This window comes from Nonomuraea sp. NPDC050022 (assembly GCF_044460705.1).
Taxonomy (GTDB): Bacteria; Actinomycetota; Actinomycetes; order Streptosporangiales; family Streptosporangiaceae; genus Nonomuraea.
On record NZ_JBITKE010000002.1, the window covers coordinates 287597 to 304767 of the forward strand.

Sequence of the window (17171 nt, forward strand, 5' to 3'; positions counted from 1 at the left end):
TAGGTACGGCTTGCGGCGCGTGGTGGGCCGCCGACTCGCCGCGGCGCAAGCCGTACCCTGAGGGGGTTGTAGCGGTAACCCCGCTGATACAGAAGCTACGGCCGCCCGCTTGCAACCCGCTTTCAATCAGCCGAAGAACACCTCGGCCTCCGCGTAGCGCGACACCGGCACCGTCTTGAGCTCGGCCGTCGCCTCGTCGAGCCCGACGCGGACGATGTCGGTGCCGCGCAGCGCCACCATCTTGCCGTAGTCGCCCTCGTGCGCCGCGTCGATCGCCTGCAGCCCGAACCTGGTGGCCAGGACCCGGTCGTAGGCCGTCGGGGTGCCGCCGCGCTGGATGTGGCCGAGCACGGTGGTGCGGGCCTCCTTGCCGGTGCGCTTCTCGATCTCCTTGGCCAGCACCTCGCCGATGCCGCCGAGCCGTACGTGGCCGAACGCGTCGAGCTCGCCGGCCTGCAGCGCGATCTGGCCCTCGATCGGGTGCGCGCCCTCGGCGACCACGAGGATCGGCGAGTAGCGGGTGCGGAAGCGCGACTCGACGTACTCGCAGACGCGGTCGATGTCGAACGGCCGCTCGGGGATCAGGATGACGTTGGCGCCCCCCGCCATGCCCGCGTGCAGCGCGATCCAGCCCGCGTGCCGGCCCATGACCTCGCAGATGAGCGCCCGGTGGTGGGACTCGGCGGTGGTGTGCAGGCGGTCGATGGCCTCCGTCGCGATGTTGACGGCGGTGTCGAAGCCGAAGGTGTAGTCGGTGCCCGACAGGTCGTTGTCGATCGTCTTGGGCACGCCGACGACCTTGACGTCGCGCTCGAACAGCTGCCTGGCGACGCCGAGGGTGTCCTCGCCGCCGATGGCGATCAGCGCGTCGACGCCGGTGGCCGCCAGGTTCTCCTTGATGCGGTCGACGCCTCCCTCGATCTTGATGGGGTTGGTACGCGAGGAGCCGAGAATCGTGCCACCCCGCGGAAGGATGCCCCGTACGGCCTGGATGTCCAACGGCATCGTGTCGCCTTCGAGCGGGCCGCGCCAGCCGTCACGGAACCCGACGAACTCGTGACCGTAGACGCTCACCCCCTTCCGCACGACCGCCCTGATCACCGCGTTGAGTCCGGGACAGTCGCCGCCCCCGGTGAGCACTCCGATTCGCATGACGGGTTCCTCCTATGGGTTTCTTGCCGTTAGTGAAAACATCAGCTCTTCTCAGTCTTCGTCTGAGATTGTCGATATGTGAAGCTCTCGGAGTGGGCGCGGCGGAACGGCGTGCATTACCAGACCGCCTGGCAGTGGGCGCGAGACGGGAAGATGCCCGTCCCGGTGGTCAAGACCGCCACCGGTAGGTACATGGTCCTCGATCGGACCGCCGAGGTCACGGGCCGGACGGTGGCGTACTGCAGGGTGTCCGGCACCGACCAGCTGGCCGAGCTCGATCGGCAGGCGGCCCGCGTGGTCCGTGCGGCCACCGCGATGGGCCTGACCGTCACCGAGGTCGTCGGCGAGGTCGGCTCGGGCATGGACGGCGACCGGCCGAAGCTGGCCCGCCTGCTGCGCGACGCGTCCGTGGGCGTGATCGTGGTCGAGCGCCGCGACCGGCTCGCCCGGTTCGGGCTGGAGCAGCTGTCGGCCGCGCTGGAGGCCACCGGCCGCCGGATCGTGGTCACCGACGAAACGGAGGCCGGCGAGTCGGGCGCCGTCCCCGGCGCCCGGGTCGACGACGAGCTGTTGCGTGACATGGCGGAGGTCCTCACCTCGCTCTGCGCCCGGTTGTACGGCCGGCGCTCGGCCGCCCGCAGGGCCAGGGCCGCGCTCCGGGCCGCCTTCGAGGCAGCGTGAGGCGGCGCATGTCCCCGGCGAGCGAGGCGCATGCCGATGGAGCCGGCACGAGGATCACTAAGATTCTCCGAACGGTTTCACGATGACCGTAATTCTGCCCGTCCACGCGGCCAGTGGTCTAGACCAAACGCGAGCGTAGTGACCGGAACCCCTTTCAGGGAGGCGACTTCGTGGGGATCCTGCATCGTCAACCATGGGTTGACGGCCCTACATCGTCAACCTATGGTTGACTCATGGATCAGACCGTACGTCTCGACGACCTCATCAACGCGATCAAGAGCCGTCACCCCGACGGCGATCTCCTCGGCCAGCTCTCCGACGCCGTGACGTTGGGCGAGCACCTGGGCGAGGTGGCCGACCACCTCATCGGCCACTTCGTCGACCGGGCCCGGCACTCAGGCGCCTCCTGGACCGAGATCGGCCGCAGTATGGGTGTGACCAAGCAGGCCGCCCAGAAGCGGTTCGTCCCCAAGGAGGGAGGGCTGGCCGAAGAGCTCCGCGCCTACGCCCGCTACACCGACCGGGCGCGCTCGGTCATCGTGCGGTCCGAGCAGGCGGCCATCAGGGCGGGCAGCGAGTACATCGAGCCGGAGCACCTCGTGCTCGGGCTGCTGAGCGAGCCGGAAGCGCTGGCGGCCAAGGCCATGGTGACGCTCGGCGCGCCGCTGGAGCGGGTCGAGGAGGTCATGACGGCCATGCTCGCCCCGCCGAGCGAGAACGCGCCCGACAAGCCGCCCTACGCCCCGCAGAGCAAGAAGGCCCTGGAGCTGACGCTGCGCGAGGCCCTGCGGCTCGGCCACAACTTCATCGGCACCGAGCACATCCTGCTCGGCGTGCTGTCGCTCGGCGAGGGGACGGCCGTGGCAGCGCTCGACGGGCTCGGCGTGACCAAGGAGGGTGCCGAGCCCGAGATCCAGCGGATGCTGGCCGAGATTCTGCTCAGGCGCCAGGGGAAGGCTTAGGGCGCCCCGCCGGGCCCTGGGCGAACCTGGTCAGGATGTTGCGCGTCGCGCGGCGGGTGAAGGGGGCGGCGGCCTTGGTGACCCCGTGGCCGCACCGCCTTCCCCGCATCCCGCACACCCAGCGCATCGTCCCTGAGGCGAACACCCCGGCCCCTCCCGGTGCGGTGTAGTAGGTGCTGTCGGAGGAGGTCGCCCGGCCGCCGCAGTCGACCGGCGAATGGGCCAGCACCTTGATGTTCTCGGGCGAGCCGTCGGACACCTTGTCGGTCTCGACGCCGGCCAGGCCGGGGAAGCGCCTGCCCCGGGTGCCCTCGAAGATCCAGTGGCCGGGTCTGCGCAGCACGTAGGCGGCCTCGGCGGGGAAGCAGTCGTACTCCTGCCCGACCAGCGCGCTCTCCGGCGCGGACGCGCGCCAGAGCGGGCACTGGCTCTCCTTGTCGCACGCGATCATCCGGCCGTACAGCCCGATGCGCCAGTAGACGGCGTTGGCGCCGAGGAAGGCCAGGTTCGTGCCGGCGTCGCGGGCCTGGGTGACGGCGGCGCGCATGCCGGGCGACCAGTACTCGTCATGCCCCAGGGACACCACGGCCCTGGCTCCGTCGAGGACACCGGGCCGCAGGTCCAGGCTGGTCAGGTAGGCCAGCGGCACGCCGCTCCGCTCGGCCAGCTCGATCGCGGACAGCTCGAAGTCGAGGAAGAGCCGCGCGCCCGAGGTGTCGTAGGGCCGGTCGAAGGTCACCTTGCGCGAGCGGTCGTCGAACCCGCCCGGACCCTGGTAGAGGCTGCGGCCGCCCCACAGGTTGTACGCCTGCCAGGTGGTCACCGCGTTGACCAGCACCACCCGCCCCTGTGTCGAGGCCGAGCGTACGGTGATCGGGACGTAGCGCTGGCCGCCGCTGGAGGCGTCCAGGCGTACCAGGTAGGCGCCCTCCCGCCAGCCGGTCGTGTCGACGGTGAGCGAGGGCTTCCAGTGGGCGGCCGTGACCATGCCCTCCACCGTCTGGGGCGGCGCCTGACGTACCCCGGGAAGCGGGCCTGAGTGCCAGACCTCCGCCGGATGGGCACCCACGCGGAAGGCGTGCGCGGTGAAGCGCGGCGCGGTCGTGGAGACGCGCATCCGGAACCGCTCGCCGGGCAGCACGCTGACGCGGTCGGCGTATCCCTCGATCTCGTGCTCCGCCCCGCGCTCGGTGATGCGCCAGCGCACCGTCCGGGCGGCCGGCACCTCAGCGGGGGCGGGCGCGGCGGCTTCGGGCGCCGGAGCGGGCGGGTGGGCCGGGGCGGCGGGGGTGGTGCTGCCGCACGCGGACGCCAGCAGGATCAGGACGATCAAGGACTTGCGCACAGCGCACCATGGTCACGACCGCCCGCCCACCGGGCCGGCGACTTGGGGAAGTCCTTACGCCCGCAGCACGCAAGCGGGCCCAGGACGCGTAAGGACCTTTACATCGGCGGCACCCAGGAGGCTCTTTACGCCGGCAGCACGCAAGAGGGGCTGTCGACCTCCAGCACCTCACCCGTCGGCTCGGGTACGCCGTCCTTCAGCGCGAACTCGGTGACCACTCCCGAGTGCTGGTTGGCAACGTACAGGCGGTCGCCGGCGATGGCGAAGTGCCGGGGCCATTCGCCACCCGACGGCACCTCGGCCACCAGTGTCAGGTCCTCGGCCCGCAGTACGGTGATCGTGTTGGGGCCGCGGTTGGCCACGTACAGGAAGTCGCCGTCCAGGTCGAGGTGGGAGGGCTGGTTGACGCCCTCGGCGCGCGAGGCGAGGGTGCCCGCCGTCTTCTCGCCGTCGATGAGGGTGACAATGCCGTCGAGCTCGCCCACGACGTACAGGCGCGAGCCGGCGAAGACCATGTGGCGCGGCCCGGTGCCCGGGGTCAGGCGCAGCGGCTCCAGCGCCTCGCCCTCGGGGGTGTAGCGGCGGATCTGGTCGGTGCCCAGGTCGGAGACGTACAGCAGGCCGTCGTGGAAGACCGTCTGGTGGGCGTGCGGGCCCTGCTGGCGCTCGGGGTGCGGCCCGGAGCCCTCATGGCGCAGCACGATCGGGCGGCCCTCGAACGCGCCGCGGGAGTCGAGGTGATGCAGGCTGACCGTGCCGTCGCCGTAGTTGGCGACGGCGAGCAGATCGCCCTCCGGATCGACCGCCACGTGGCAGGGGCTGTCACCCATGCTGGGCCGCTCGTCCAGCGGGGCGAGCGCGGCCGCTTCCGTGCTGAACGCGCTCAGCCAGCCCTGGGCCAGCTCGCCCACCGCGTACAGCACCGGCAGCTTCGGATGCGCGGCCAGGAACGAGGACGAGGTGAGGCGGGTCAGCTCTCCGCCGGGGGTGACGATGCCGGGCCCATATCCGCCTATATACAGGTGCTTCACAGAAGGCATCCTCTCATGCTTGACTAAAGCAATGAGTTCGTTGACAAAGGCAAGGGTCGCCGAGATCAGGGCCTTCAACCGCTTCTATACGAAGGTCATCGGCGTCCTTCAGGCCGGAATGCTCGACTCTCCCTATTCGCTGGCCGAGTGCAGAGTGCTGTTCGAGCTCGGGCACGCGGGCCGGCTGGAGACGGGCGAGCTGCGCGCCCTCATCGGTCTCGACGCGGGCTACCTGAGCAGGATCCTGACCCGCCTCGAGGGCGACGGGCTGATCTCGAAGGAGCGCGCGGCCACCGACGCCCGCAAGCAGGTCGTCCGGCTCACCGCGGCGGGCGTCGAGTCGTACGGGCTGCTGGACACGCGGTCGGCCGAGGAGGCCGAGCGGCTGCTGGCAACGCTGCCCGAACCGGGGCAGGAACGCCTGGTCGCGAGCATGGCCACGATCAGGACGCTGCTGGAGGGCACCGGCGAGCGCGAGCCGTACGTGATCCGGCCCCTGCGCACGGGCGACCTGAGCTGGGTCGTCTACCGGCACGGCGTCCTTTACAGCCGGGAGTACGGCTGGGGCATGGACTTCGAGCGGCTGGTGGCCAGGATCATCGGCGCCTACGACCCGTCGCGCGACATGGGGTGGATCGCCGAGGTCGGCGGGCAGCCCGCCGGGTGCGTGTTCTGCGTACGGGAGGACGACACCACCGCGCGGCTCCGGCTCCTGCTGGTCGAGCCGTCGGCCCGCGGGCTGGGGCTGGGCGGACGGCTCGTGAGCGAGTGCCTGCGCCACGCCAAGGCCGAGGGCTACAAGCGGATCACGCTGATGACCCGCGACTGCCTGGACAGCGCGCGGCGCATCTACCAGGGGGCCGGGTTCGAGCTGGAGTCGGAGCACACGGAGTCAGAGAACGGGATCGAGGTCACCGAGCAGGAGTGGAGCCGCGACCTCTAGGCCACCGGTCGCTCAGAGCCTTTCGGTGAGCGTGCGAGCCGCCTCCGTGACCAGCTTGCCGTACTCGGGCCGGAGGGCATTTCCCCGCGATCCGGCGGAGCTGACGTGCGCGACCGGGCTAGGCGCGGAAGGGGCCGGCCACCTCGAAGGTGCGGCCGTCGTCGCGGCCCCGTCTGGCCGAGAAGTAGAGCCGCCCGCCGTCGGGCGCGAACGCCAGCCCCGTGAGCTCGGCCCCGCTGAGGCCACCGAGCTTGAGGAACGGCGTGACCGCCCGGTCGGGGGTGATGACGTCGATCTCCGTCGACTGCCTGGCGACGTAGAGGTCGCCCGAGGGGGCGGCGGTGATCGCGCGTACGCCGTCGCAGATCCGGTCGAGCGTGGAGGTCTCGGCGTCGTAGGCCCACAGGCCGCTGTCGCCCTCGGTGGTGAAGTAGCAGACCCCGCCGGCGTAGTGGCAGCCCTCGCCGCCGTCGAAGTGGCGGGCGTCGTCCATCTGGTGGCGCGTGGCCTTGAGCAGGGCGGCGGGCGACGGCACGGGCTTCCAGTCACCGGCGAGGCAGAGCACCTCCAGGGTGCCCTCAGTGAGATCGCCCCAATCGCCGGGCCTGAACCGGTAGAAGCACCCGTCGGGCTCCCCCTCCGTCAGGTAGACGACCTGCCGGTCGGGGTCGCAGGCGGCGGCCTCGTGCTTGAACCGGCCCATGGCCAGGCGGGGGCGCCCGGCCCGCATGCCGTACGGATCGCACTCGAACACCTGGCCGCGGTCACCGAGCTCGCAGGAGAGCCAGCTGTGCCACGGCGTCGCGCCGCCCGCGCGGTTGCGGTCGGTGCCGGACAGGATGCGGTAGGCGTCGGCGATCGAACCGTCGGCGCGGAACCGGAGCGCGGACGCGCCGCCGAGCAGCGGCAGCTCGGAGTTGGACACGTAGATCCAGCCGGTGCCGTCAGGGAAGCACGCACCGCCGTCGGGTGCCGCGTGCCACGTCAGCCCGGCCACCTTCTGGCCCGAGCGGGCCACGACCCGGCCGCTGAACCCCCCGGGCAGCGCCACATCGTCGCCGCCTGGCGGCTCCAGCGGGCCGTAAGGGCTCATCCCGCCCTGCCAGAGCGGGCCCGTGCGGAGGAGAGTCTTGCTGGACATCGTGAGGCCTCCCTCTAGGTGCCACGCTAGTCGACCCCGCCGACATGAATGACAGGGAGGCCCGAGATCAAACTCTGCGCGAAATCTCTGGCCGTCAGGTGAGCGCGACGATGCGCCGGCCGCCCGGGAGCGCGGGCAGTGGCGGTGTCAGCGCTGGGCCTGGAACATCCAGTGCTGCTTGTCGATGTCCTGAGCCACCGCGATGAGCAGGTCCTGGCTGACCGGGTCGGGCTCGTCGGTCGCGGCGACACGCTCACGCATTCGCTTGCCGACGGCCTCCAGGATGTCGGTCATCGTCGCCACGACCTTGCCGTCCTCGATCCAGCCGTTCTCCGGTTGCGAGAGCTTGGTGGACTTGGCGATGGTGGCCGCGCGGCCGTCCGGGTTGATGCTCAGGGCGACGGCGCGTTCGGCGATGGTGTCCGCGTGCTCACGGGCCAGGGCGGTGACCTCGTCGAGTTGGAGGTGGATCTGCCGGAAGTGCGGGCCGGTCAGGTTCCAGTGCATCTGCTTGGCGAGCAGCGAAAGATCGAGGAGATCGACCAGAGCTCCTTGAAGGGCCGTCGCGACCGTCTTCTTCGCCTCGCCCGAGAGCGGACCGGTGATCGTAGCCATGATGTGTTCCTCCCCGTGGTTCGACATCAGGGTCTCTTTGCGACCCACCCCCTTTGCCCGCTTTCCCTCGGTTGACACTGCAATAGTGACAGTGTAATTGTGAAGGTATGAGCGAGACCTGGACCATCCGTGAGCTGGCGGAGCGCGCCGCCGACGCGTTGCGCGCGCACGCCCAGCCGCACGCGCAGCCGCTCAACGGCCGGGTCCGCGACGTGCCCGGCGAACGGTTGATCAGGTGGTACACCACGATCGGCCTCGTCGACCCGCCACTGACCAGGCGCGGCCGGATCGCCCAGTACGGCCGGCGGCATCTGCTGCAGCTCGTGGCCATCAAGCGGCTGCAGGCGGCCGGGCGCTCGATCGCGGAGATCCAGACCGCCCTGACCGGCGCCACGGACACGACCTTGGAGCGGACGGCCCACCCCGGATGGTCGCCCCTGGACGAGGATGTCGCGGCGACGGCGGCCGTTCTGGACGCCACGACGCCCGCGCCCCAGGGTGAGGCGGCTCACGATGCCGCGGACCTTCCGGAGGGCGAGACGCCTGAGCCGCCGGCCCTCCCCGACGGCTCGGCGGCTCGGTCCGGGAGCCCGCGCGGACGGTTCTGGGCCGCGCACCCCGCCGATGCGACCGGTCCCGCCCTTCCGCATCCCCCGCCCATCGGCGTTCCGCGACCGGCCGATCCTCCCCCGTCCGACGGTGCGGGCCGGCCCGGGCACCTCCCCCGGCCGACGAGGCACGGGGCGCTGGTGCGCGGGATCAGGCTGGCCGACGGAGTGACGCTCGTGCTCGACGGTGCCGGCCGTACCCCGGCTGAAGACGACATCCAGGCGGTACTCACCGCGGCGGCACCGCTGCTGGCGCTGCTCGAAGAGAGGAAGCTAGCATGAAGATCACTTCGCTCGAGCCCACCCGGTGCCTGCCGGTGCCGGACGCCGGGTTCGGCGCGCTGCGGACCGCGCGCGGGAACCTGCCTCTGGAGAGCGTCGACGTGTCCGCCGACATCTCCGGCCTGATGGCCGAGGTCGAGGTGACGCAGGGCTTCCGCAACCCGTACGACGTCACGCTGGAGGCCACCTACGTCTTCCCGCTGCCCGACAGGGCGGCGGTGACGGGGTTCAGGATGGAGGCCGACGATCGGGTGATCGACGGCGTGCTCAAGGAGCGCGGCCAGGCCAGGGCCGACTACGACCGGGCGCTGCGCGAGGGGAAGCGGGCCGCGATCGCCGAGGAGGACCGGCCCGACGTGTTCACGATCACGGTGGGCAACCTGCTGCCGGGCGAGCGGGTGACGGTCCGGCTCACGCTGAGCCAGCCGCTGCCGTACGAGGACGGCGCGGCCACGTTCCGCTTCCCGCTGGTCGTCGCCCCCCGCTACATTCCGGGCACGCCGCTCGACGGCCCCGGCGCCGGCGACGGCACCGCGCCCGACACCGACGCGGTGCCCGACGCCTCGCGGATCACGCCGCCGGTGCTCCTGCCCGGCTTCCCCGACCCGGTACGCCTGTCGCTGACGGCGACGATCGACCCCGCCGGGCTGGACCTGCGGGAGCTGTCCTCCAGCCTGCACGTGGTCGAGGAGGAGGGTCATACCGTACGGCTGCGGCCGGGCGAGCGGCTGGACCGCGACTTCATCCTGCGGCTGTCGTTCGAGGCCTCGACCGCGCTGCAGCTCGACGGCCGGGGCGCGTTCTCGCTGACCGTGCTACCCCCTGCGCTGGAGTCGCCGCGCACGCCACGTGACCTCGTACTGCTGCTGGACAGGTCGGGCAGTATGGGCGGCTGGAAGATGGTCGCCGCGCGCCGGGCCGCGGCGCGGATCGTCGACACGCTGACGGAGCAGGACCGCTTCGCGGTGCTGACGTTCGACTCGGTGGTGGAGGAGGCGTTCGAGGGGCTCGTGACGGCCTCGGACCGCAACCGCTACCGCGCGGTCGAACATCTCGCGCGCGTGGAGGCCCGCGGCGGCACCGAACTGCTGGAGCCGCTGCGCCGGGCGATTTCCCTGCTCCGCGACCAGGACGGGCGCGAACGCGTCCTGGTGCTGGTCACCGACGGACAGGTGGGCCACGAGGACCAGATCCTGGAGCAGACCGGCGGCGCGCTGTCGGCCATGCGGGTGCACACCGTCGGCATCGACCGGGCGGTGAACGCCGGGTTCCTGGGCCGGCTGGCCGGTCTGGGCGCGGGCCGCTGCGAGCTGGTCGAGTCGGAGGACCGCCTGGACGCCGCCATGGAGCAGATCCACCGCCGCATCGGCGCGCCCCTCGTGACCGACCTGTCCCTCAAGGGCCTCGACGTGGAGCCCGGCACGGTCACCCACCTGGGCTCCATCTTCCCGGGCGTCCCGCTGCGCGTGCACGGCCGCTACCGGGACGGCTCGTCGGTGACCGTACGCGGGCTGGCGTCGGGCGCCCCGTGGGAGCAGCAGGTGACGGGCACCGTGGTGGACAACCCGGCGATCCGCGCCGTCTGGGCCCGCGCGCACCTGCGCGAGCTGGAGGACCGGTACGCCATGGGCGAGCACGAGCTGGAGGCGGAGATCGTCCGGGTCTCGCTGGAGAACGGCGTCCTGTGCCGCTTCACCGCCTACGTGGCGATCGACACCAGAAAGGTGGCGGAAGGGGAGCCGGAGCACCGCGTCATCCAGCCGGTGGAGCCGCCGAGCGGCTGGGATATGCCGCAGAACCCGCCGATGATGCCCTTCATGGCCCAGGCCGCGGTGATGGCCGCGCCATCCCGCCCCATGTCGATCCCCGACCCGGGCTTCGCCCCCGGCCAGAGTCACGGCCTCATGGGCACCCAGGAGACCGGCGACCCAGACGCGACCCGCCGCACCAGGGGGCCCGGCGGGGCCGCGCCCCGCAGCCCTGGGGGAGGCTCAGCCGGTGGTTTCGGCGGTAGCTCGGCCGGTGGGCGGATGAGCCCGTCGCCGCGGTTCGCGCCGCCCGCCGCTCCCCGGCCGGGCGGGCCCGGCCTGGAGTCCGTCAGGACGCAGCTGGTCGTCGAGCTCGACCGGCTCCGGGCGCTGCTCGGCGCTCCCGACCCGCTCTACCTGGCGGATCTGGGCTCCCGGCTGTCGGCGCTGGCCGCCTTCCTGGGCGGGCATCCGGAGCTGGCCGCCCTGGGCCGCGAGCTGCAGACGGCGGAGCAACCGGGCATCGACGCCGAAGCGCTGCGGGCGCACGCCATCGAGGTGCTCACCGTTCTCACGAGCGGATCACCCTCGGCCCCGACCGGATCGTCCGCGCCGGGTACGCCCCGCCGCCCGTTCTGGAAGCGCACCTGACGGCAGCGCCCGCGTGACCTGTGGGTATGGGGTGATCTGCTAAAGAATCGGCGTCCACTCCTTGAGCAGCACCACCTCATACCCGTTCACCGCCGTATACGGATCGCTCCGGAGGATGTCCCGCACCTCCCCCTCATCGGCCGCCTCGTACACATGCAACGCCCCACTGTCGTCCGCCCACGGCCCCGCCGTCACCAGCCGCCCCTGGTCATGGAGCCCGCGCAGATGGTCCCGATGTGCCGGCCGGACGGCCAGCCGCCGGGGATCGCCGTCGAACGCCAGCTGCACCACAAATCTCGCCATACCCGCACGCTAGGCCCGCGAGCTGGACGGTCGCCGCAACACCGGGCACGGCCGTGGTGTATCACCTGATACATGACGCACACGCTGGCCGCCCTCCCGATGTTCCGTGAGCTGGGCAAAGAAGGGCTGCGCAGGCTGGAGTCCGTCGCGCGGCAGCGGCGCTACCCGGCGGGGCAGGTGCTCTGCACCGAGGGCGACCCGGCCGACCAGCTGATCGTGCTGCTCGACGGCCGGGTCAAGGCCGGGCGGGTGAGCGTCGACGGCCGCGAGGTGGTGCTGTCGGTGGACGCCGCACCCGTGGCGTTCGACAAGACGACCCTCCTGGTGGAGGGCACGCACCGGGCCACGCTGACGGCCCTCACGCCGGTGGAGGTGGCCTACCTGCCAAGCGTGGCGGTGCTCGAGGTGATCGCCACCGAGCCGTCGGTGGCGGCCCGGCTCATGCGTACACTCGCCCAGACCGTACGCGACCTCGATGAGCGGCTCACGGACGCGGTCGTGCTAGACGTCTCCGCGCGGGTGGCCAAGTGGCTGGTACGACGCGGCGAAGGCGGCCGGGTCCAGCTGCACGCCGGACAGGCGGGCCTGGGGGCCGAGATCGGCGCGACCAGGGTGAGCGTCAACCGGGCCCTGCGGTCCTTCGAGCGCCGCGAGCTCGTCGAGATCGGCGACGGCGAGGTGACGGTAAAGGACGCCGAAGCGCTCGCCCGCATCGCGAAGACCACTCCAACCGGCGGCGGAACGAACTCCGGCCAGGTCCACCCGAAATACGAATAGGCGTCTATCGAAGTCCGGCGGCCTGTTCTATCGTCACCGTACATGGCGACCTCTCGCGCACCGCTGCGCTTCGCCGAGGCGATCTCCGCCACCGTTTCCGCGGCCCGGGAATCGGGTTTCTTCTTCGATTTCGACGGCACTGTCGCGCCCATCATGAATGATCCCGACGCGGTGCTCCCCGTCCCCGGGGCGGTGGAGCGGCTGGGCGCGCTGGCGGAGCTGTTCGCCCGCGTCGCCGTCGTCTCCGCGCGCCCCGCCGCGTTCCTGCGCGACCGCTTCTCCGGCGCCCCCGGCGTGCGGCTCTTCGGTCTGTACGGCCTGCAGACGGTGGTCGACGGCGAGATCAGGAACGCCGGTGAGGCGGAGCCATGGGCGCCGGTCATCCGCCGCCTGGTCGCCGAGGCCGCCCGCGATCTGCCGGGCAAGGTGCTGGTGGAGGACAAGGCGCTGATGGTCGCGCTGCACTACAGAGCGGATCCGGAGCTGCGTGGCGCGGTGGAGAGATGGTCGTCGGCGAAGGCCGCCGAGCTGGGCCTGGCCGAGCAGCTGGGCCGCATGGTGGTCGAGCTCAAGCCGCCGGTGCACGGCGACAAGGGCACCGTCGTCGAAGCGGAGAGCGCCGCCCTGGCCAGGGCCTGGTACTTCGGCGACGACCTGTCCGACGCCCGCGCCTTCGAGGCCCTGCGTACGCGCGAGGAAGGCGACCCGGAGTTCGTCGGGGTCAAAGTGGCGGTGGCGAACAGCGAAACCGGCGACGAACTGGCCCGCCAGGCGGATTTCACCGTGGCCGGCCCGGCCGACGTGCCGGCCATGCTGGACGAGATAATCCGTGCTTTCCATGACAACCGGCAAACGCAATAGCCCCGGCCGGAAATTCACCCGCCTTATTAGAGCGGTTCACCCGAGCCGGAAAGTGCTGTCGAGTACGCGGGGCACCATACTCTGGACGGGTGAGCACCCTTGTCCTGGACGGTGGCCTGGCCACCCGCCTCGAAATGCTCGGCGCCGACCTGAGCGACGAGCTGTGGTCGGCGCGGCTGCTGGTGGAGGATCCGGCGCTGATCCGGCGCGTGCACGCCGACTACTTCGCCGCCGGCGCCGACGTGGCCACGACCGCGAGCTACCAAGCGTCGATCCCGGGGTTCGTCCGGCGCGGACTCGACGAGGCGCAGGCCGAGCGGCTGATCAGGCTCTCGGTCGAGCTGGCCGGCCAGGCTCGTGACGAGGCCGGGGGCGGGCTGGTGGCCGCCTCGATCGGCCCCTACGGCGCTTACCTGGCCAACGGCGCCGAATACACCGGCGACTACGACCTCGACGAGCTGGGCCTGCTCTCGTGGCACCGGCCACGCTGGGAGATCCTCGCCTCGAGCGGGCCCGACCTGCTCGCCTGCGAGACCATCCCGTCCTACCCGGAGGCGCGGGCGCTGGCCAGGCTGCTCGCCGAGACGCCGTCGGTCAAGGCGTGGGTGAGCTTCTCCTGCCGCGACGCCGCGCACCTCAACGACGGCACCCCGATCGCCGAGGCCGCCGCGTTGTTCGCCGGCAGCTCGCAGGTGGTGGCCGTCGGCGTCAACTGCACCGCGCCGCGGCACATCCCCGGCCTCATCGCCACGCTGGCCGGCGGCCTGCCGGTAGTCGTCTACCCGAACTCCGGCGAATACTGGGACGCCGAGCAGGGCCGGTGGCGCGGCACCGCCGAGCCCGTGGAGTACGGCCAGGCGGCCGAGGAGTGGCAACGGGCCGGCGCCTCGCTCATCGGCGGCTGCTGCCGTACCACTCCCGAGCACATCAAGCAGATCCGCGCCCACCTGTCCTGAGCCACGTCAAGCTCAGGCTGCGACGTTCTCCGGGGTGCGGCGGCGGGAGGACAGCACGCGGTCGAGGGCGAGCGCGCCACCTCCGCTGAAGCCGACGGCCAGCGCGCCCGCCGCCAGCGACAGGACGAACTCGAAGCCGCCCTTGTCCACCGCGAACCCGTTGGCCCCATGGACGAACAGGATCGCGCCCGCCATGTCCAGCGCCAGCAGCGTCCCCACGACGGGCAGCGCCACACCGAGGATCAGCGCCAGGCCGCCCACGACCTCCAGCACCGCCACCGCCGGAGCGGCGGCCGCGGCCAGCGGGATCCCGGCCGACTCGAAGAACTTGGTGGTCCCGGCGATCCCCATCATGGCGAACTTCTGGTAGCCGTGCACCAGGAAGATCACGCCGACGGCCACTCGGGCGACCAGGATGGCTACGGAACGTGACTGGTCAAGCATGCGCTCTCCAAAAGGCAGTAGTTCAGATTTGAACCAGCACTCTACCCGGAAGTTCAAATCTGAACAACAAGTACACTGGACGCCGTGACGGACACCGCGTGGCTCGACGAGACGGAGATGGCGGCTTGGCGCGCCTTCCTGTCGACCTCCCACCTGCTGGAGCGACGCATCGAAGAGCAGCTCAAGGCCGCGGCCGGGCTGACCCACCCGCAGTACGAGGTGCTGGCGCGCCTGGCCGACGCCCCCGGCCGTCAGATGCGCATGACGGAGCTGGCCAGGGGCGTCGTGGTGTCGAAGTCCGCGCTGACCTACCAGATCGGGCAGCTGGAGAAGGCGGGCCTGGTCGAGCGGACCACCTGCCCGTCAGACGAGCGCGGCGTGCTGGCGGTGCTGACCGAGGCGGGCGTCCGCTGCCTGGAGCGGGTCGCCCCCGGCCACGTGGAGGTCGTCCGGGCCTACCTCATCGACCGGATGACCCGCGGCGAGCTGGAGACGATGACCACCGCGATGCGCAAGACCGAGCAGGCACTACGGCAGTAGTGAACGGTGGTGGTCAGCCCTTGGCGGCCCGGGCCGCGCGCTCCATCTCGACCTTGGCGCTGGCGGCGTACTTGTCGACGTACTCCTGCTCCGACAGCTCCATGAGCGCGTACATGATCTCGTCGGTCACCGCGCGCAGCACCAGCCGGTCCCCCTCCATCCCGTAATAGCGGGAGAAGTCGAGCGGCTTGCCGAATCGCACCCCGGGCCGGATCCCGAGCTTGGGCAGCGGGTGGCCGGGGGGCATCATCTCGAAGGTGTGGACCATGGCCCACGGGATCACCGGCACCCGCGACATGAGGGCCAGGCGGGCGACGCCCGTCTTGCCCTTGTACAGGCGGCCGTCGGGTGAGCGGGTGCCCTCCGGGTAGATGCCCAGGACGTGGCCCTCGCGCAGCACCCGCATGCCGGTGCGCAGCGCGGCCTCGCTGGCCTTGCCGCCCGACCGGTCGATCGGCACGGTGCCGACGCCGCTGAAGAACAGCCGGGTGAAGAAGCCCTTGACGCCACGCCCGGTGAAGTAGTCGGACTTGCCGAGCGAGATGACCTTGCGGCGCAGATGCAGTGGCCCGAAGAAGTGGTCGGCGAACGACAGGTGGTTTCCGGCCAGAATGACCGGCCCCTGCCTGGGCACGTTCTCCACACCCTCCGCCCATGGCCGGAAGGCGACGCGGAGGATAGGCCCCAAGATGGCCTTGACCACCCAGTAGAACACCCGGCCACCTCTTCCCCACAGCGCGATCTGTAAGCAAAGTCATCTTCGCATCTCAGAACCGATGCTCCTACCTCACCTCTCGCACAATCCACCTCGATCGTGCGACGATCGGGCAATTCCGGGATGAAATCCCACCGAGGAGCTGTTATGCCGCTCATGCCAGGCGCGGAGCCCTATCACCACGAAGCAGGCCAGGTCGGCGTACTGCTGTGCCATGGCTTCACCGGCACCCCGCAGTCGCTACGGCCTTGGGGCGAGTATCTCGCCGGGCAGGGGGTGAGCGTCTCCCTCCCCCGCCAGCCCGGACATGGCACCACCTGGCAGGAGATGAACCGCACCCGCTGGGACGACTGGTACGCCGAGGTGGAGAAGGCGTTCGAGGACCTCCAGGGCCGCTGCGCCAACGTGTTCGTGGCGGGGCTGTCCCTGGGCGGCTGCCTGGCGCTGCGGCTGGCCGAGGTGCACGGGGACGCGATCAGCGGCGTCATCGTGGTCAACCCGTCGATCGTACGCGATGTGCCGCTGCTGATGCTGGCCCCGGTGCTCAAGTGGTTCCTGCCGTCGGTGCCGGGGGTTGCCAACGATGTCAAGAAGCCGGGCGTGACCGAGCTGGCCTACGCGCGCACGCCGGTGAAGGCGGCCGCCTCGCTGCCCGGCCTGTGGTCGCTGGTCCAGGCCGACCTGGCGAAGGTGACGCAGCCGCTGCTGGTCTTCCACAGCACCGAGGACCATGTGGTGAAACCGAGGAGCGTGGAGATCATTCGCCAGAAAGTACCGCAGGCCACGATCGAGGAGCTTACCGATAGCTACCATGTTGCGACGCTGGACAACGATGCCGACAAGATCTTTGCCGGGAGCCTCGACTTCATCCGGACACATGCCTCGGTACCCTTGCAGAGGGACTGATCGCACCCAGGGGGAAGTCGCGATCGCTGCGGAGAGGCCGATCTAGGTGACGCCCCAGAGTGACGAGGACGAGGTCTGGCGCCAGATCGTCGCGTCCTTCAACGACACAGCCGAGCGCGACTCGGCCGACCAGCCATGGCCGGACAGCGAGAACGTACCGGTCGAGCCCGTCGCCCGGGTGGTCAAACCCGCGGTCGACGAGGACGCCGACGTGGAGGCGGAGCAGGGCGAGGAGGACCTCGACGAGGATGAGGACGGCGAGGAGCGCTTCGTGCCGCCGCCCCCGCCGCCGCTGCCCAAGCTCGACCTGCCGACCAAGCTGGCCTGGGTGGCGCTGTTCGGCGGCCCCGCCTACCTGCTGATCGCCGCGATGGCCAACTGGCAGATGGAGGGCTGGGCGCTCTTCACCGCCGTGGCCGCGTTCATCGGCGGTTTCGTGGCGCTGGTGGTGCGGATGGGCGACGGCCCGCCCAACGACGGCTGGGACGACGGCGCCGTGCTCTGAGACCG

The 17171-nt window shown here is 71.1% G+C and carries 19 protein-coding genes; 11 read left to right on the forward strand and 8 right to left on the reverse strand.

Going from position 1 to position 17171, the window contains the following annotated elements:
- Positions 1–126: 126 nt before the first annotated feature.
- Positions 127–1152: a 6-phosphofructokinase gene (locus tag ACIBO2_RS07810; protein ID WP_358538494.1), complete on the reverse strand. Its 1026-nt coding sequence runs from the start codon at positions 1150–1152 to the stop codon at positions 127–129.
- Between the two features lie 78 nt (positions 1153–1230).
- Here ACIBO2_RS07810 and ACIBO2_RS07815 point away from each other — a divergent pair, with 78 nt between their 5' ends.
- Both ACIBO2_RS07815 and ACIBO2_RS07820 read left to right on the forward strand, forming a co-directional pair.
- Positions 1231–1833: an IS607 family transposase gene (locus ACIBO2_RS07815; RefSeq protein ID WP_358538496.1), complete on the forward strand. Its 603-nt coding sequence runs from the start codon at positions 1231–1233 to the stop codon at positions 1831–1833.
- Positions 1834–2066: 233 nt separating this feature from the next.
- Positions 2067–2795, forward strand: a complete 729-nt coding sequence (locus ACIBO2_RS07820; RefSeq protein WP_358538499.1) for a Clp protease N-terminal domain-containing protein — start codon at positions 2067–2069, stop codon at positions 2793–2795.
- Here the strand turns inward: ACIBO2_RS07820 and ACIBO2_RS07825 are convergent.
- Positions 2773–4140: a N,N-dimethylformamidase beta subunit family domain-containing protein gene (locus ACIBO2_RS07825; RefSeq protein ID WP_358538501.1), complete on the reverse strand. Its 1368-nt coding sequence runs from the start codon at positions 4138–4140 to the stop codon at positions 2773–2775. The two genes, ACIBO2_RS07820 and ACIBO2_RS07825, sit on opposite strands and share 23 nt — an antisense overlap.
- Before the next feature lie 125 nt (positions 4141–4265).
- Complete coding sequence (locus tag ACIBO2_RS07830; protein ID WP_397295921.1) at positions 4266–5180, reverse strand: lactonase family protein; 915 nt, start codon at positions 5178–5180, stop codon at positions 4266–4268.
- A gap of 22 nt (positions 5181–5202) precedes the next feature.
- Between ACIBO2_RS07830 and ACIBO2_RS07835 the strand changes: the two genes are divergently transcribed.
- Positions 5203–6114 (forward strand): GNAT family N-acetyltransferase, encoded by a 912-nt coding sequence (locus tag ACIBO2_RS07835; RefSeq protein WP_397295923.1) that lies wholly within the window; start codon positions 5203–5205, stop codon positions 6112–6114.
- A gap of 118 nt (positions 6115–6232) precedes the next feature.
- Here the strand turns inward: ACIBO2_RS07835 and ACIBO2_RS07840 are convergent, their stop codons facing one another.
- Positions 6233–7255 (reverse strand): alkaline phosphatase PhoX, encoded by a 1023-nt coding sequence (locus ACIBO2_RS07840; protein ID WP_358538507.1) that lies wholly within the window; start codon positions 7253–7255, stop codon positions 6233–6235.
- Positions 7256–7402: 147 nt separating this feature from the next.
- Entirely contained in the window at positions 7403–7870 is a 468-nt protein-coding gene (locus ACIBO2_RS07845; RefSeq protein WP_358538509.1) for a DNA starvation/stationary phase protection protein, read from the reverse strand.
- A gap of 107 nt (positions 7871–7977) precedes the next feature.
- On the opposite strand from ACIBO2_RS07845, the gene ACIBO2_RS07850 reads away from it, so the two are divergent.
- Together ACIBO2_RS07850 and ACIBO2_RS07855 are read left to right on the forward strand one after the other, a co-directional pair.
- Positions 7978–8760: a MerR family transcriptional regulator gene (locus ACIBO2_RS07850; RefSeq protein ID WP_397295925.1), complete on the forward strand. Its 783-nt coding sequence runs from the start codon at positions 7978–7980 to the stop codon at positions 8758–8760.
- Entirely contained in the window at positions 8757–11159 is a 2403-nt protein-coding gene (locus tag ACIBO2_RS07855) for a VIT domain-containing protein (RefSeq protein ID WP_358538513.1), read from the forward strand. The genes ACIBO2_RS07850 and ACIBO2_RS07855 overlap by 4 nt, the downstream gene beginning before the upstream one ends.
- Positions 11160–11198: 39 nt before the next feature.
- Here ACIBO2_RS07855 and ACIBO2_RS07860 read toward each other — a convergent pair whose 3' ends face one another.
- Entirely contained in the window at positions 11199–11462 is a 264-nt protein-coding gene (locus ACIBO2_RS07860) for a YciI family protein (protein WP_358538515.1), read from the reverse strand.
- A gap of 72 nt (positions 11463–11534) precedes the next feature.
- Between ACIBO2_RS07860 and ACIBO2_RS07865 the strand changes: the two genes are divergently transcribed.
- The 3 genes from ACIBO2_RS07865 to mmuM all read left to right on the forward strand — a co-directional run bounded on the left by ACIBO2_RS07865 (position 11535) and on the right by mmuM (position 14056).
- On the forward strand, positions 11535–12239 hold the full coding sequence (locus ACIBO2_RS07865; protein WP_358538517.1) for a Crp/Fnr family transcriptional regulator: 705 nt from the start codon (positions 11535–11537) through the stop codon (positions 12237–12239).
- Between the two features lie 42 nt (positions 12240–12281).
- Entirely contained in the window at positions 12282–13100 is an 819-nt protein-coding gene (gene otsB, locus ACIBO2_RS07870) for a trehalose-phosphatase (RefSeq protein ID WP_397295928.1), read from the forward strand.
- Between the two features lie 89 nt (positions 13101–13189).
- Positions 13190–14056 carry a homocysteine S-methyltransferase gene (gene mmuM, locus ACIBO2_RS07875; protein ID WP_357945062.1) on the forward strand — a complete coding sequence of 289 codons (867 nt, stop codon included), beginning with the start codon at positions 13190–13192 and terminating at the stop codon, positions 14054–14056.
- Positions 14057–14068: 12 nt separating this feature from the next.
- On the opposite strand, the gene ACIBO2_RS07880 is transcribed toward mmuM, so the two are convergent.
- Positions 14069–14500 carry a DoxX family protein gene (locus tag ACIBO2_RS07880; protein ID WP_358538525.1) on the reverse strand — a complete coding sequence of 144 codons (432 nt, stop codon included), beginning with the start codon at positions 14498–14500 and terminating at the stop codon, positions 14069–14071.
- Positions 14501–14584: 84 nt separating this feature from the next.
- On the opposite strand from ACIBO2_RS07880, the gene ACIBO2_RS07885 reads away from it, so the two are divergent.
- On the forward strand, positions 14585–15040 hold the full coding sequence (locus ACIBO2_RS07885) for a MarR family transcriptional regulator (protein WP_358538527.1): 456 nt from the start codon (positions 14585–14587) through the stop codon (positions 15038–15040).
- A gap of 13 nt (positions 15041–15053) precedes the next feature.
- Here ACIBO2_RS07885 and ACIBO2_RS07890 read toward each other — a convergent pair whose 3' ends face one another.
- Positions 15054–15755: a lysophospholipid acyltransferase family protein gene (locus tag ACIBO2_RS07890; protein ID WP_397295931.1), complete on the reverse strand. Its 702-nt coding sequence runs from the start codon at positions 15753–15755 to the stop codon at positions 15054–15056.
- Positions 15756–15902: 147 nt separating this feature from the next.
- Between ACIBO2_RS07890 and ACIBO2_RS07895 the strand changes: the two genes are divergently transcribed.
- Positions 15903–16661 carry an alpha/beta fold hydrolase gene (locus ACIBO2_RS07895; protein WP_358538531.1) on the forward strand — a complete coding sequence of 253 codons (759 nt, stop codon included), beginning with the start codon at positions 15903–15905 and terminating at the stop codon, positions 16659–16661.
- A 46-nt stretch (positions 16662–16707) separates the two neighbouring features.
- Positions 16708–17166 (forward strand): hypothetical protein, encoded by a 459-nt coding sequence (locus ACIBO2_RS07900; RefSeq protein ID WP_358538533.1) that lies wholly within the window; start codon positions 16708–16710, stop codon positions 17164–17166.
- The last annotated feature ends 5 nt before the right edge of the window (positions 17167–17171 follow it).

What these genes read in the sequence shown, in the direction of transcription:
- ACIBO2_RS07840 (WP_358538507.1), bottom strand. Translation starts at nt 7,255, where the DNA reads ATGTCCAGCAAGACTCTCCTCCGCACGGGCCCGCTCTGGCAGGGCGGG.
- ACIBO2_RS07845 (WP_358538509.1), bottom strand. Translation starts at nt 7,870, where the DNA reads ATGGCTACGATCACCGGTCCGCTCTCGGGCGAGGCGAAGAAGACGGTC.
- otsB (WP_397295928.1), top strand. Translation starts at nt 12,282, where the DNA reads ATGGCGACCTCTCGCGCACCGCTGCGCTTCGCCGAGGCGATCTCCGCC.
- ACIBO2_RS07835 (WP_397295923.1), top strand. Translation starts at nt 5,203, where the DNA reads ATGAGTTCGTTGACAAAGGCAAGGGTCGCCGAGATCAGGGCCTTCAAC.
- ACIBO2_RS07820 (WP_358538499.1), top strand. Translation starts at nt 2,067, where the DNA reads ATGGATCAGACCGTACGTCTCGACGACCTCATCAACGCGATCAAGAGC.
- ACIBO2_RS07850 (WP_397295925.1), top strand. Translation starts at nt 7,978, where the DNA reads ATGAGCGAGACCTGGACCATCCGTGAGCTGGCGGAGCGCGCCGCCGAC.
- ACIBO2_RS07810 (WP_358538494.1), bottom strand. Translation starts at nt 1,152, where the DNA reads ATGCGAATCGGAGTGCTCACCGGGGGCGGCGACTGTCCCGGACTCAAC.
- ACIBO2_RS07880 (WP_358538525.1), bottom strand. Translation starts at nt 14,500, where the DNA reads ATGCTTGACCAGTCACGTTCCGTAGCCATCCTGGTCGCCCGAGTGGCC.
- ACIBO2_RS07865 (WP_358538517.1), top strand. Translation starts at nt 11,535, where the DNA reads ATGACGCACACGCTGGCCGCCCTCCCGATGTTCCGTGAGCTGGGCAAA.
- ACIBO2_RS07855 (WP_358538513.1), top strand. Translation starts at nt 8,757, where the DNA reads ATGAAGATCACTTCGCTCGAGCCCACCCGGTGCCTGCCGGTGCCGGAC.
- ACIBO2_RS07895 (WP_358538531.1), top strand. Translation starts at nt 15,903, where the DNA reads ATGCCGCTCATGCCAGGCGCGGAGCCCTATCACCACGAAGCAGGCCAG.
- ACIBO2_RS07860 (WP_358538515.1), bottom strand. Translation starts at nt 11,462, where the DNA reads ATGGCGAGATTTGTGGTGCAGCTGGCGTTCGACGGCGATCCCCGGCGG.
- ACIBO2_RS07830 (WP_397295921.1), bottom strand. Translation starts at nt 5,180, where the DNA reads ATGCCTTCTGTGAAGCACCTGTATATAGGCGGATATGGGCCCGGCATC.